Consider the following 14,441-nt stretch of genomic DNA (forward strand, 5'->3'; position numbering starts at 1 on the left):
TACATAACCTCCACCATCATGAAAAAGAGCGCTGTACTATTGTTATATGCCCTCAACACGGCGTCTATCGCATTTCCCCAAAAACCGGTGCTTCCGGGCATCGACAGCATTATTACTGCCGGCATCATTGCACCCGGTGCGCCCTTGCCCTATACCAGCCTTGCTGCCCGCATGAAGTCCCGTCGCGTGAACGGCCTAAGCATCACCGTGATCGATCAGGGTAATATTGCCTGGAGTAAAGGTTTCGGACTAGCCAATGCTGATGATCCGCAGGATACCGTTAGCCCACAAACACTTTTCCAAATGGGTTCTATCGGTAAATTATTAACCGCCATAACAGTGCTGCATTTGGTGCGGGAACATAAAATCTCCCTGGACGAAGATGTGAACAATAAACTACAAAGCTGGAAAGTGCCTGTCAACGATCATACTGCCCAACATCCTGTAACCGTACGTAACTTGCTCTCCCATTCTGCCGGACTGACCGACGAATACGGATTTGAGGGCTACTATCCACACACGGAACTACCTACTTTATTGCAGATACTAAACGCACAAAAACCTGCTAACAACGAAAAACCCTTGCGGGTAAATAAAGTACCCGGCACGGTAGAGTTGTATTCAGGTGGTGGGTATGTAATATTGCAGCAACTGGTGGAAGATCTAACCGGGCAATCCTTTGCGGGATACGTTACCCAAACAGTTTTGCAGCCTTTGCAAATGACTCATACTACTTACAACTATTACCCCGATGAAAGTGGCGCGCACATTGCTACCGGCCATGAAAGCAATGGCAAAACCGATCCTAAACGCAGGTACAACGTATATCCTGAAATGGCACCAGCAGGTCCCTGGACCACGCCGGAAGACATAGCCCGTCTGCTGCTGGAAATACAGGCCGCCGCCAATGGCCGGTCCGATAAGATACTGGACAGCACTTTGGCAAGGACCATGCTTACGCCGCAGATCAATAACATGGGTCTGGGTCCACACCTGAGTGGCGCGGCGGCAGTACAGGCTTTTTGGCATGCAGGTAATACCGCCGGCTTTGTATGCCTTGCCTATGGCCTGCCTTATAACGGGCAGGGAGCAGTGGTAATGACTAATTCGGATGGAGGTGAATGGCTGTCGCTCGAAATTATACGGAGCATTGCCCGGGCCTATCACTGGCCGGTAATGCAACCCTATACATTACAACCCCTGAACGATAGTACCATGGCCGCTTTCAGCGGAAACTACGCAACGGACAGGGGTAAAATAAGCATTACCGCCAAAGCAGGTAACCTATTCCTAAAAACGGGTACCGGACAAAACCTGCCACTGCTCTATCTTGGCGGGGATAGCTGCACCATCCGGGACGCTACAGATAAATTCAGGCTGGTATTGGATCGCAGCAACAGTGGCGCGGTAAGCGGCCTTCATATTTACCAGCATGCAGGCAGCGGCAACATGGTTTTCACCAAACTATTGTAACAAACGTTTCAGACGCAAACGTATAAATTGTTGTAAAAGAATAGGATATACATTGTACATCCCATTGCTCAGCAGCAGTAGCAACGCCCACTTCCAGCACCGGCCACTTACTGCATGTACAGAAAGCGCCCCAAAAAGCAGCAACATACCCAGGTGAAAACGCTCAAACATATACGAGGCCGACAGTTGCTTGCGTACCGTGGCCTTGTCGTACACAATTCGGTATGCCGGATAGCGGCGGCGAATCAGGCGGTTGACCATGCCCCCGTGCTGCACATAGTCCTGTATAACATCTACGCCCAAACGATGATACCATTCAGGGCGTTTGCTCAGTGAGACAAAATCCATTACAGCCGGCCTCAGCGTATAAGGCAACCCCCAAAGCGGAAGAATGACCCATAACCAGGAAGGTAGCATAAAATGATCATAATAATAAAACGCGGGTACAAGGTGCATCGCAGACCAGATCAGGTAAGGCAAGGTATTGTACAGGGCCGCCAGCCATTGCGGCTGCAATATGAACTGCTCTTTAGGTGGCATTAGAAGCGTGGAATTTAAATGTTTCGAATGTGTTGATAAATGAATGAACTTACGCGTAAATGGCTAAAATAGGCATTCGCTTGCAGGAAATGGAAGGCGGAGAGCAATTTCCAGTCATTTGTCCAGACAGGTTTGCAAAATATGGGAATGCGCCGTACCTTATCAACCCGGGTGGATGCCCGGCGTAATGCATCGTGTTTTTTATTTGCTAACAAACTATGCTTTTTGTAATCGTCATGAAAAAACTAACACTGCTTATCGCGGCCAGCCTGTGGGCCGCCGGCGTCTTTGCACAGCAGGCGCCCATTGCCATTATTCCGCAGCCCGTACAGCTCACCGCTTCCGGCGGTTCCTTTACCCTGCCTTCCAGCATCCGCATTGCCACGCCTGATGCGGTAAAAACCAAACCGGTCACCGATTTCCTGCAAAAGCGATTGGGTACGCCCACCGGGTACGCCGTTACCACGCAGGGCATTGGCGTAAAGACCGGCGAGCTGGCCACGATTGTTTTGCGGCTCAATGCGAAAAAAGCAGCGCCCCTGGGCAATGAAGGCTACCAACTGAGCGTAACGCCACAAGGCGTAACCATTACAGCCAACGAGCCGGCTGGCCTTTTTTACGGTGCCCAAACATTGGTACAATTGATGCCCCCCGCTATTGAAAGCAATGTAGCCGTGCCCAATGTAGCCTGGCTGCTGCCGGCCGTAGAGATCACCGACTACCCGCGTTATGCGTGGAGAGGGCTGATGCTGGATGTATCCCGCCATTTTTTCAAAAAAGAAGACGTAGAGGCTTATATTGATCAGATGTCGCGCTACAAATTCAATCTGTTTCACTGGCACCTGACCGATGATGAAGGATGGCGCATAGAGATCAAAAGCCTGCCCAACCTCACCAAGAAAGGCGCTTACAACCTGGATAAAACCGGGGAGTTTGGCAACTTTTCTCCCGAGCCAGCCGATGCGCCTCGCACCGCTGGCGGGTTTTATACCCAGGAGGATATTAAAGAAGTCATTCAATACGCGAAAGACCGTTTTGTAAACATACTGCCCGAAATTGAAGCCCCAGGTCACAGCCTGGCCGCCGTGGCCTCTTATCCTGAAATATCCTGCACACCAGGTGCAGATAAATACCAGGTGCGCAGCGGCGAAACCGGTTTCATGGAATGGACAGACAGTGGCATCGTAGCCACCATAGACAATACCATGTGTCCGGCCAATGAAAACACGTATAAATTTCTGGACAAAGTATTTACGGAAGTAGCAGCCCTCTTCCCGTTTGAATACATCCACATTGGTGGCGATGAATGCGCCAAAACCTTCTGGAAAAAAAGTGAAGCCATCACTGCATTGATGAAAAAAGAACACCTTACCTCCTATGAAGAAGTACAGAGTTATTTCGAAAAACGGGTGGTGAAAATAGTAAATGCCAAGGGCAAAAAGGTTATTGGCTGGGACGAAATATTGGAAGGCGGCCTGGCGCCCGGTGCAGCCGTGATGAGCTGGCGCGGGGAAAAAGGCGGCGTAGAAGGTACCCGCCTGAAACACGATGTAGTGATGAGCCCCACCACGTATGGCTACCTAGATTATATGCAGGGCGATGAGGTGATAGAACCACACGTGTATGCCACCCTGCGCCTGAACAAAGCCTACCAGTTTGAACCGGTACCCGATAGCGCCGATGCCGCCTACATCCGCGGCGGACAGGCCAACCTATGGACGGAACAGGTGTACAACCTGCGTCACGCCGAATATATGACCTGGCCCAGGGCCTTTGCCATTTCAGAATCGGTATGGACACCCAAGGCTTTAAAAAACTGGGACCTGTTTGAAACCCGGGTGGAAGCCCATATGAAACGCTTCGATTCGGCCAACGTGAAATATGCGCCCAGTATATTTGACCCCAGCTTTACCGCGAAAAAAGATGCCGATGGCAAACTACTGATTGAAATGGCCACGGAAGTGAAAGACCTTGATATTTATTACAGCTTCGACAACTCTTTCCCCGACCGTTTCTACCCGAAGTACACGGCGCCCCTGGTCCCACCCAAAGATGCGAAGGTGCTGAAGGTAATTACCTATCGCGGTACCCAGCCCATTGGCCGTATGATCACCATGCCGGTGGCCACCCTGCAAAAAAGACTGGAACACCAACCATAAATTCCTTAAATTTTTTAAACGAAGCGGCGCCATCTCCTCCCGGAATTGGCGCCGCTTTTTTCGTGTAATTGCCACCCTACTTACCCGCCCGGTATGAAAAAAGCCCTTATTTTTGTGGACTATGTCACTATTCATCACCTCCCTGAATTCCGGCAGTAATGGCAATTGCTATTACATCGGTAACCAGGAAGAGGCCATACTCGTAGATGTTGGAATTTCGTGCAGGGAAACGGAAAAGCGCATGCAGCGCCTGGGGCTATCTATGAAAACGGTGAAGGCTATCTTCGTTTCGCACGAGCATAGTGATCATATTACCGGCATACCGGTGCTGTCCCGCAAATACCAACTGCCCGTTTACATTACTGCCGGCACCCTGCACCAGGGGGGCCTGGAACTGGCGGCAGAGCGGGTACATTCCTTTTCGGCACATGTACCGGTGCAGATAGGCGCGCTACAGGTGACCGCCTTCCCCAAATTGCATGATGCCGCAGATCCCCATAGTTTTATTGTGCGCAACCAGGAAGTAACCATCGGCATTTTTACAGACATTGGCCAGCCCTGTGCACAGCTCACCGCCTATTTTAAAATGTGCCATGCTGCTTTTTTGGAGGCTAATTATGATGAAAACATGCTGCTCAACGGGCGTTATCCCTGGATGCTCAAAAACCGCATCCGTGGCGGGCGGGGCCACCTTTCAAATGCGCAGGCACTTTCCCTTTTCTGCGAACACAAACCGCCATTTATGAGTCATTTACTGCTTGCACATTTATCCAAAGACAACAACGATCCTTCCCTGGTGGAGCAGCTATTCCGCCCCCATGCCCGGGGTACAGAGATCGTGGTAGCATCGCGTTACGCAGCAACCGCCCTCTACTATATTACTGCAGCACCTGGCACGTCGAAGGAAGGCCAGCGCAAACAATTGTCTTTATTTTAGGACCGGGGTTTCTTTTTTATACACGGCTATTTCATCGAGCAGCAACATCGCTTTTGTGAGCTGGGTCCACTCCGGCGAATTGAATAAGGTGAGGAACCAGCGTTTATGCACGTTTTTTATAGCAATATTCCGGTACAACCAGATGCCCGCCCAGGTAAATAAACCTGTCACCAACACCTGCGCTATCCACCAGTAAGAACCATTATGAAACATCTCCGTATGCAGGTAAAAGGTGGTGAATACTGGCAGCTGCAAGAATAGCAGGCGTGCAATCTGTAGTGTGGAGGTTTGCAGTTTGGCTAGTTGCTCCTGTACTTCCAGCACCGTGTTGGCATTGTTTACCTTGTAAATGCGTATCACATGTTGCAGGTACACAACGATGGCGATCACCGTTACCAGCAAGTGAAAGCCCGCCGAAAAGGCAAAGAAATAATTATGCACGTACAAGGCCGCATTTATAAATATAGGCAGGCACCATACCCAGCCAATGCCCAGGATAATGCCCAGCCATTTTACCCACAACATTTTATGCAGGGCAGATTTTGCCTTGAGGGTCTGTATTTCGCGCAAGTTAAGCAGGTTAAGGTGGAGCGCTTGTTCCAGCCTTTGGTCGTATACCTGCCAGATCTTCTTCAATTCATCTGCTTCCATCAGTTTATTTATTAATGGTGAGAAAAACGTTGTTTTAATTTTTGTTTAATACGGCTGATCTTGGTGGCCACATTAGTCGTGGAAATACCCAGGATATCGGCCATCTCTGTATGCGTTTTTTCTTCCAGGTACAGCAGCATCAAGGCACGGTCTAATTCCGGAAGCTCGTTAATGAATTGCTGTAACTGCTGCAGGGCCGCCTGTTGAGGTGGCGGATGCTCATCTTCCAGCTCCAGGATACTGGCAGGCAGCGGCGCCGACACCGATTTATGACGGTTGTCTTTGCGATAAAATGAAATAGCTACATTCAGCGATATGCGATACATCCAGGTGCTTACCCGGTACTGCGGATCGTAAGCTGGGAAAGCACGCCATAACTGGATGAGGATTTCCTGCACCAGATCTTTACGGTGCTCCGCATCTTGACAATAAGCGTTGGCCACTTTATAGATCAGTCCTTTATGTTGGGCGATCAGGTTGGTATAATGTTCTGCTGGTGCTTGCTGCATGGGAAGTAAGCTGTTACTATATCATTATTCGCTGCAAAAGGAAAAATATCACAGCCAGGGCACAATTTTTTTTAAGATACCCAATAAACAGCGGAATTTCCGCCCTCCTGGAACCTGTAAGGGTGGGCTTCCCATCTTTCCTTTCTGCCACATTTAACATAATTTAGGCGTATGAATTTCTGGAAGAAACTTTTTCCACCCCCTGCTCCCCTGCCCGACGGCAAGCCGCAGGTAACGCTGAAAGAAAGATTGGATGCCCTGCGCATGCTGCCCGCCTTTTTTAAACTGGTGTGGGAAACCAATAAATGGATGACTATCGCCAACGCTTTTTTACGCCTGCTCCGCGCCGCCACGCCGCTGTGCATTTTATATATAGGTAAAGTTATCATAGACCTGGTGGTACAACTCCACAGTGGAAAAATTGCAGACACCCATCACCTCTGGTGGATGGTGGGCCTGGAATTTGCCCTGGCCATCGGCTCCGATGCATTGGGCCGTGCAATATCCCTGCTGGAAAGTTTGCTGGGCGACTTATTCTCTAACCACACCTCCATCCGCATCATGCAGCACGCTGCCACGCTAGACCTGGACCAGTTTGAAGACGCCAGTTTTTACGACAAGCTGGAACGCGCCCGGCAGCAAACCACTGGGCGCACCGTGCTGCTTGCACAGGTAATGAACCAGGTTCAAGACCTGATTACCATGGGATTTCTTGCAAGCGGGCTACTGCTATTTAATCCCTGGCTGATTTTGTTACTGCTCGTTGCTATTTTGCCGGCCTTTCTCGGCGAGTCTTATTTCAACAACAAGACGTATGCCCTGACCCGTGGCCAAACGCCGCAGCGGCGGGAGCTGGATTACATCCGTTACCTGGGTGCCAGCGACGAAACCGCCAAGGAAGTAAAGATCTTCGACCTGTCTGCATTTATCATCGACCGCTTTCGCACCTTGTCTGAAAAATTTTACCTGGATAGTAAGCACCTCTCCATCCGGCGATCTATATGGGGTACCGTGTTTGCGCTGCTAGGCACTGCAGGGTATTACGGTGCTTACGTTTTCATTATTCTCCGTACAGTAAGCGGCACCCTCTCAATCGGCGACCTTACTTTCCTGGCGGGTTCCTTCCGCCAGTTAAAAACCTTATTGGAAAACATACTATCCCGCTTCACCAGTGTATCGCAGGGGGCTATCTACCTGCGCGACTTCTTTGAATTTTTCGAAATCCAGTCCAAATTAGCCGTGGCGGCCCATCCTAAACCCTTCCCGGCCATCATTAAAGAAGGATTTACATTTGAGAACGTAGGATTCAAATACAGCAACTCCGAGCGCTGGGCCAACCGGCATTTAAATTTTACGCTGAAGGCGGGAGAAAAACTGGCGCTTGTAGGCGAAAACGGCGCCGGGAAAACCACGCTGGTAAAGCTTTTGTGCCGCCTGTACGATCCCACCGAAGGCCGCATCCTGCTAGACGGGGTAGACCTGCGCGAATATGACATTGTATCGCTTCGTTTACACATAGGCGTTATATTCCAGGATTACCTCCGCTACCAAATGACCTTCTCTCAAAACATAGCGGTGGGTAATATTGCCGAGCAGTTTAATGATCCCCTCATTCATTCTGCCGCCCGTCAAAGCCTGGCAGACACCCTGGCCGCTAAGTTGCCCAATGGCTATCAGCAGGCCCTGGGACGGCGGTTTAATAATGGGGTAGATCTTTCTGGCGGTGAATGGCAAAAGATTGCCCTGGGCAGGGCCTACATGCGCGATGCGTCAGTGCTTATCCTGGACGAACCTACCGCAGCGCTGGACGCGCGGGCAGAGTATGAAGTGTTCCAGCGTTTTGCGGAGCTTACGCGGGGCAAATCTGCTATTCTCATCTCCCATCGCTTTTCCACCGTACGCATGGCAGACCGCATCATGGTGCTGGAAAAAGGCCAGGTACTGGAAATTGGCAGCCATGAAACGCTGCTGGCCCAAAAAGGCCGCTACGCAGAACTATTCCAATTACAGGCCGCCGGCTACCGGTAGCCGCACCCGGAAAATTTGCTCCGTTACTTTTCCTGGAATTAGTGAAATCTCCTACATTTACCGGATGATGACACTCACGGAAGAAAATTACCTCAAGGCGCTGTTCAGGATATCCCTGGAAAAAACAGCGATCACGGTAAAGGATATTGCCGCCCAGTTGGAGTTGAAAATGCCCACTGTAAATAGCATGATCCAAAAACTTTCGGAGAAAAAACTGGTACGCTACGAAAAGTATAAAGCCATAGAGCTTACTGATAAAGGACGCCGCCAGGCCCTGCACATCCTGCGCAAACACCGGCTCACCGAGCTTTTCCTCTCCGAAGTGATGGGCATGGGCTGGGAAGAAGTACACGACATCGCCGAACAGATAGAACATATACAGTCAGACCGCTTCTTTAACCGTATCGATGAAATGCTGGGCTATCCGAAGTTTGACCCCCATGGCGAACCCATTCCCGATGCCGACGGCAAACTGCCGGTAGTTAAGGCCATTCCCCTCAGCAGCGGTATAGAAGGTAAAACCTATACACTTAGCGGGGTATTGAACCACGAAATATCTTTCCTCAAATTCCTTGATACCCTGCAACTTTCTATTGGCGCTACGATAACCATTATCACCATACAGCCGTTCGATAAATCCATGTCGGTGGTATTGCGGGGGCAAACGCCTACTGTTTTCAGTTACACCGTTTGCCAGTACCTGCTGGTGATGTAAGGCAGGCCATTAGCGTAGCCGTAGGGCAGCACACAGTATTGATTGGCAACTGTAAAGAGGGTGCACACCCACCATTCAGGGCTAAAAATATTTCTCTATCGTAAACCCATAATTGAAGAGCAGGTTTTCCTTACCAGTGCGGCTAGACCGGTTATAGGCCATAGATGCGGTGATGAGTAACCATTTGCGGAGTTTTACTGACAGGTTGTTAACAGATTTAATGATATAGTCATCGCCATGCTGCAATGAGTTTTGGTAGAAATTAGAACCGTCGATAATCACAATGTCATGGATGGAAAAACGGTATTGCAGGCGAAATGAATTCCGGAAGGTGTGATACACATCCCGAATGGTATCGTTAAGAAAGAGATCGCTCTTTTCGTACAGGATACCATCGCTGATATTGAGCATAGATGTTTTTGTATCTAACAGGCCATAAGCCACTCCTACCCCCGATTGCAGGCGGTCGTTTATTTTTAGGGACACGCTTTTTTCGTAGCTGGCCAGGCCCCAGTAATATAATCCGGGCAGGCTGCTTTTATAATTGAAATCTATAGCACTGGCGAAATCATTGTTCGTAATACTGCGATTTTGCTGGCCATAAATATAACTGGCGCTGCCATTCATCGTGAAGTTTGTTTTCTTAACTCCTACTTTGAGGGCATTATTTAACAGGTACGCATGTCCTTCATCGGTACTGTTAATAGAACCTGTGGACGCATAGCGGAAATAGTAATGAGTACTATCGTTGTATTGCGCCTGCAGGGTATGGCCCATAAGGAGCAATAGCAACACGAGTAAAGATCGCATCATCATGTATGATTTGGTTTGCCGGCGCCTATGCCGCAATTAATATGCCTTAAACAATTAAACAGCTACCTTGCTATATTACTGCTACCTCCACCTCTTCATGCAACAGCCACCGTTGCCGGCACAGCAGGCTATAAAAAAGAGCAGCCCAACACAGCTAGCGGCTTGGTTAAATAAGCCTTAGAAGGCACAAAAAAAGACGCCTGTTATAGCGTCTTTTTATCATCCTAACTGCATCTTTACAAAACCATCAGATAAAAAAGTTTTCCTGCAAACGGCGTACATCATTCTCAAAATGTTCACGATCGATGTACGACCATTCCAGTATAAAAGATGGATCAAAAACAAATGTGAGGGTTTGCTTTCCTTCCACCATCTCTTGCCGGATATTTTTCACCAGGTCCAGATTTACCGAAGTATTATGGTCTCCGGAGGAATGCATAAAAGTGGGCATAAGGGTTATTTTAATTATATTAATTTTCGCTAAAGTAGCGGCGGGCTACGTGTTTAAAACGGTTTTCCAGTGCCTCATTCCACTCAAAACCATTATGGCGGGTGTCTGTTTTAAACCGTTCCAGGGCTGCAATAGTAACATCCCGGTTATTGCTCACTACTACGGAGCGGATAAAATCGGAATGCTGGTTAATATAATAGCAAATCTGTAAGTCGAAGTCGAGGGTGATATTTCCTTCTTTCATAAAACTAACTTTTAATGTGTTTAAATAATGTTGCGCCTCATTTGCAGATAGCATTAAAATTTTGTGCCAAAAAATAAAGATCAACGAAATATACTTATTCCTACAATTTTCCACAGTTCAGGGCAATTTTTGCCTGAATTATTGCCCAAACCGGGGATAGTGTTCGATTTTAATCCTGGCTCAGCGATTGCCTATGCATTCTAAACCTATTTAACATGAAAACATTGGGTATTATTCTCATCGTAGCAGGTATTGTAATGGTTATTATCCGTGGTTTTTCCGTACCCACAGAGAAAAAGGTAGTAGACCTGGGTCCCTTACAAGTGAACCAAAAAGAAAATAAGTGGATAGGCTGGCCCACCTACGCCGGTGGTATCGTAACGGTGGTAGGCGTAGTGCTGGTGTTATCGGGCAAGCGCCGCTCCTGACTTCAGGCGGGCTACAGAAAGCGGTGAGATATTGGGAAGTTTTAAATGTATTACCTTTGAATGACCCAGGAGCACCGATTATGAAAGTACTTCTCATAGAGGACGAGCCAGCCCTGAGCACCAGCATGCAGCAGTATCTGGAGCAGCAGGGCCATATCGTTACCGCTGCATACGATTTCCCCGAAGGCCGCGACAAGATCGCAGAATTTGACTACGACTGTATGATTGTGGACATTGGGTTGCCCCATGGCAACGGCCTTTCACTCATACAGGAACTAAAGTCTCTGGATGCCGAAGCCGGCATCATCATCATTTCCGCCCGCAATGCGCTGGAAGATAAACTACGGGGGCTGGAGCTAGGCTCCGACGATTACCTCACCAAACCATTCCATCTTTCAGAATTGAATGCCCGCATGAATGCGCTGATACGGCGCAAAAAATTTCATGGCAATAACGTGGTGAACTTCCGGGAAATAAAAGTGAATACCTCCGCGCAAGTGGTGGCTGTGAATGATACACCGCTGGACCTCACCGGCAAGGAATATCAATTATTGCTTTATTTCATTGCCAACCAGCGCCGGGTAGTTACCAAACCAGCACTGGCAGGTCATGTATGGGGAGATGATTATCTCTATGCCGGCTCTTACGACTTTATTTATACCCACATTAAAAACCTGCGCCGTAAACTGTTGGATGCAGGCTGCCCCGATTATATACAAACCGTATACGGCACGGGTTACCGCTTTTCTGATTAATACGCCTGCATGCGACTGCTTACCAAAACCACTCTTTATTTTTCACTGCTTTTACTCCCGCTGATCGCGGGCACAGGTTTCTTATTGTACTGGCAGTTAAAACGGCAACTGAAGCACGAGATCGATGAAGAACTGAATAATGATAGCCAGTATTGGAAAGCCTATTTTTCTGCGCCAAATGCCGATTTGGCCGTACTTGATATCCATACACAGCCCTTCGACATAACACCTTTGGATAAAACGGATATTAAAAGTCCCTTCTTGAAAGATGTGATGTTATACCAGGAAATTGATCATGAAAGAGTGCCTTTCCGGCAACGCCAGGAGATTATCAATATAGGCCAACAGCCCTATTTACTCACCTTACGCCGCTCCATGATAGAAAAAGGCGATTGGTATCGCAATATTAGCATGGTCATGTTTTTCATTTGCGTGGCGTTACTGGGCTGTATCCTGTTGGTGAACTGGGTTTTGAGCCGTCGCATATGGAAGCCATTTTATGCAACACTAGAAAACATGCAACAACTGCAGTTAGATACATTAGCCCTGCCAGCCCTTCCTCAGAGCAGCACCAAGGAGTTTCAGCGTTTACAGGCGGCCCTGCAGCAAATGACCACCCGCATTCACCACGACTTCCAGGCCATGAAATCATTGACCGAAGACGCAGCCCACGAAATGCAGACGCCCCTGGCCATTGCCCAGCAGCAACTGGAACTGCTGCTGCAAGACCCCGCCATAGCACCCGAACAAGGCCATGCTATTTTGCAGACCAGCGAGGCACTACAACGATTGTCCCGGCTTACAAATTCCCTGCTGTTTCTCGCCAAAATCGAGAATAACCAGTATATCGCAGCAGCCCCCATCGCATTAGAAACCATCATTGAAAAATATACCCAGCTTTTTGACCTGCAACTACAGGAACAACACCTTTCCCTTCAGTTTCAACTAAAGGCTTCGCCCCCCTTGCCCCTGCACCCTATCCTGGCAGATACCCTGATCAGCAACTTGCTGGGCAATGCCATTAAATATAACATGCCCCAGGGACGCATCTTCATCACGCTGGACAAAGCGGCCTGCACCTTCCGCAACACCAGCCTATTGCCCCCGCTGCCTGTTACCAATAACTTTGAACGCTTCAAAAAATACCATGCCTACCCTAACCATAGCAACGGCCTCGGCCTGGCCATCGTGCAGCGCATTTGCGAAGCCCATGGCTGGCAACTGACCTACCGGTACGAAGAAGGTATGCATGTATTTGTCGTGCATTTTGTGCATTAGCAGGGCATAGTACGGCCCCTGTATGTTACACAAAAATGAGTAGCCGTTACCATGCGGGTAACACCTAGTTCAGGCTAAAACACGCATACATTGTTCTGAATACATTGTACCTTGTCCATTTTTTACATAAACGGAGCGACATGGACACATTATCAGCCCGCGACCAGCGGGTCATCTGGCATCCTTACACCCAGATGGAAACGGCACCTGCCCCCATTGGAATGGTGCGTGGCGAAGGGGCCTTGTTATTTGACGAAGAAGGGCAGGAATACATAGACGCCACCAGCAGTTGGTGGGTAAATATTCATGGGCATGCACATCCACATATTGCCAATAAGATAGCTGAACAGGCCAAGCTGCTTCCCCACTGTATTTTTGCCGGTTATACCCATGCACCGGCGGTGGAGCTGGCAGAACGTATGTTGCCTATACTCCCGGGCCAGCAAGACCGGGTATTCTATTCCGACAACGGTTCTACGGCGGTGGAAGTGGCATTGAAAATGGCCATACAGTATTTTGAAAATACCGGCGCACCCCGTAAAAAACTATTGGCTTTTGAAGGGGCTTATCATGGAGATACCTTTGGCGCGATGAGTGTGAGCGCCCGCAGCGTATTTACCCGCGCCTTTGATCAATACCTCTTCGACGTTATATTTCTGCCCCTGCCTACCGCCGAAAATATTAATACACTGGTTGCGCAGGTTCAGGATACCGGCAGCGACATGGCCGCCTTCATCTTTGAACCCCTGCTACTCGGTTCCGGCGGAATGCTGATGTACGAGGCCGGGCTTTTCGATCAGTTGCTACAGGCCTGCAAAGCGCAGGGTATCCTGCTCATTGCCGACGAGATCCTGACCGGCTTTGGGCGTACCGGCAAAAATTTCGCCATGGAAAATGTGCCTACCGCCCCAGACATGGTATGCCTCTCTAAAGGACTTACCGGTGGCAACATGGCCCTGGGCATTACTACCTGCACAAAGGCTATTTTTGATGCCTTTCTAAGCCAGGACAAACTTAAAACCCTTTTCCACGGCCACAGCTTCACGGCCAATCCTATTGCCTGCGCAGCCGCCCTGGCCAGCCTGGATATATTTTTAGACCCTGCCTGTGCGGCCAATCGCGCCCGCGTGGCAGCAAAACACGCCGCGTTTGCCCAGGTACTACGCCGTCAGGCTAACGTAAAAAACATTCGCCAAACCGGCACCATTATCGCCTTTGAAATAACGACTACTAACGTAGATGGATATACGAATAACCTGGCAGACCACCTGCACCGGTTTTTCCGTGCTAAACGGGTGATGCTTAGACCACTGGGCAATACGCTCTATATTTTAGCACCCTATGTAATTACAGATGAGCAACTGGAGCGGGTGTATACCGCTATAGTGGAGTGTTTGGAAGGATTGCAGTGAGTGGCACAGTAATATTATACTAATTGACCTATCAGAAAAAGGAGAGGT

15 protein-coding genes are annotated in these 14,441 nt (G+C 49.0%); 9 read left to right on the plus strand and 6 right to left on the minus strand.

Annotated features, from left to right (window positions below; translation table 11 throughout):
* The first annotated feature begins 18 nt into the window (after positions 1-18).
* Positions 19-1,473, plus strand: a complete 1,455-nt coding sequence (locus GA0116948_RS13290) for a serine hydrolase domain-containing protein (RefSeq protein WP_089712991.1) — start codon at positions 19-21, stop codon at positions 1,471-1,473.
* Here the strand turns inward: GA0116948_RS13290 and GA0116948_RS13295 are convergent.
* On the minus strand, positions 1,465-2,013 hold the full coding sequence (locus tag GA0116948_RS13295) for a glycosyl-4,4'-diaponeurosporenoate acyltransferase CrtO family protein (RefSeq protein WP_089712994.1): 549 nt from the start codon (positions 2,011-2,013) through the stop codon (positions 1,465-1,467). The genes GA0116948_RS13290 and GA0116948_RS13295 overlap by 9 nt on opposite strands.
* A 236-nt stretch (positions 2,014-2,249) precedes the next feature.
* Here GA0116948_RS13295 and GA0116948_RS13300 point away from each other — a divergent pair, with 236 nt between their 5' ends.
* Complete coding sequence (locus GA0116948_RS13300) at positions 2,250-4,172, plus strand: beta-N-acetylhexosaminidase (RefSeq protein ID WP_089712997.1); 1,923 nt, start codon at positions 2,250-2,252, stop codon at positions 4,170-4,172.
* A gap of 121 nt (positions 4,173-4,293) precedes the next feature.
* Positions 4,294-5,109 (plus strand): MBL fold metallo-hydrolase, encoded by an 816-nt coding sequence (locus GA0116948_RS13305; protein WP_089713000.1) that lies wholly within the window; start codon positions 4,294-4,296, stop codon positions 5,107-5,109.
* Here the strand turns inward: GA0116948_RS13305 and GA0116948_RS13310 are convergent.
* Positions 5,101-5,760 (minus strand): hypothetical protein, encoded by a 660-nt coding sequence (locus GA0116948_RS13310; protein WP_089713002.1) that lies wholly within the window; start codon positions 5,758-5,760, stop codon positions 5,101-5,103. The two genes, GA0116948_RS13305 and GA0116948_RS13310, sit on opposite strands and share 9 nt — an antisense overlap.
* An 11-nt stretch (positions 5,761-5,771) precedes the next feature.
* Positions 5,772-6,269: an RNA polymerase sigma factor gene (locus GA0116948_RS13315; protein WP_089713005.1), complete on the minus strand. Its 498-nt coding sequence runs from the start codon at positions 6,267-6,269 to the stop codon at positions 5,772-5,774.
* Positions 6,270-6,440: 171 nt separating this feature from the next.
* Between GA0116948_RS13315 and GA0116948_RS13320 the strand changes: the two genes are divergently transcribed.
* Positions 6,441-8,297: an ABC transporter ATP-binding protein gene (locus GA0116948_RS13320; protein WP_089713009.1), complete on the plus strand. Its 1,857-nt coding sequence runs from the start codon at positions 6,441-6,443 to the stop codon at positions 8,295-8,297.
* A 64-nt stretch (positions 8,298-8,361) separates the two neighbouring features.
* Positions 8,362-9,012 carry a metal-dependent transcriptional regulator gene (locus GA0116948_RS13325; protein WP_089713013.1) on the plus strand — a complete coding sequence of 217 codons (651 nt, stop codon included), beginning with the start codon at positions 8,362-8,364 and terminating at the stop codon, positions 9,010-9,012.
* Between the two features lie 81 nt (positions 9,013-9,093).
* Here GA0116948_RS13325 and GA0116948_RS13330 read toward each other — a convergent pair whose 3' ends face one another.
* The 3 genes from GA0116948_RS13330 to GA0116948_RS13340 form a co-directional block, all read right to left on the minus strand.
* The gene (locus GA0116948_RS13330; protein ID WP_240619207.1) at positions 9,094-9,828 is read right to left on the minus strand and encodes a DUF481 domain-containing protein; all 735 of its coding nucleotides are present in this window, start codon (positions 9,826-9,828) and stop codon (positions 9,094-9,096) included.
* Between the two features lie 244 nt (positions 9,829-10,072).
* On the minus strand, positions 10,073-10,276 hold the full coding sequence (locus tag GA0116948_RS13335) for a hypothetical protein (protein ID WP_089713015.1): 204 nt from the start codon (positions 10,274-10,276) through the stop codon (positions 10,073-10,075).
* Between the two features lie 19 nt (positions 10,277-10,295).
* Positions 10,296-10,520, minus strand: coding sequence for a hypothetical protein (locus GA0116948_RS13340; protein WP_089713018.1), 225 nt, complete (start codon positions 10,518-10,520; stop codon positions 10,296-10,298).
* Between the two features lie 215 nt (positions 10,521-10,735).
* Here GA0116948_RS13340 and GA0116948_RS13345 point away from each other — a divergent pair, with 215 nt between their 5' ends.
* The 4 genes from GA0116948_RS13345 to bioA all read left to right on the plus strand — a co-directional run bounded on the left by GA0116948_RS13345 (position 10,736) and on the right by bioA (position 14,393).
* Complete coding sequence (locus GA0116948_RS13345; protein WP_089713021.1) at positions 10,736-10,948, plus strand: hypothetical protein; 213 nt, start codon at positions 10,736-10,738, stop codon at positions 10,946-10,948.
* An 80-nt stretch (positions 10,949-11,028) separates the two neighbouring features.
* Positions 11,029-11,703, plus strand: a complete 675-nt coding sequence (locus GA0116948_RS13350) for a response regulator transcription factor (RefSeq protein ID WP_089713023.1) — start codon at positions 11,029-11,031, stop codon at positions 11,701-11,703.
* Positions 11,704-11,712: 9 nt separating this feature from the next.
* Positions 11,713-12,981: a sensor histidine kinase gene (locus GA0116948_RS13355; protein ID WP_089713027.1), complete on the plus strand. Its 1,269-nt coding sequence runs from the start codon at positions 11,713-11,715 to the stop codon at positions 12,979-12,981.
* Between the two features lie 140 nt (positions 12,982-13,121).
* A complete protein-coding gene (bioA, locus tag GA0116948_RS13360; RefSeq protein ID WP_089713032.1) occupies positions 13,122-14,393 on the plus strand; it encodes an adenosylmethionine--8-amino-7-oxononanoate transaminase in 1,272 nt (423 codons plus the stop codon).
* Positions 14,394-14,441 lie beyond the last annotated feature (48 nt).

The sequence above is a fragment of the Chitinophaga costaii genome (assembly GCF_900094705.1).
Classification (GTDB): domain Bacteria; phylum Bacteroidota; class Bacteroidia; order Chitinophagales; family Chitinophagaceae; genus Chitinophaga; species Chitinophaga costaii.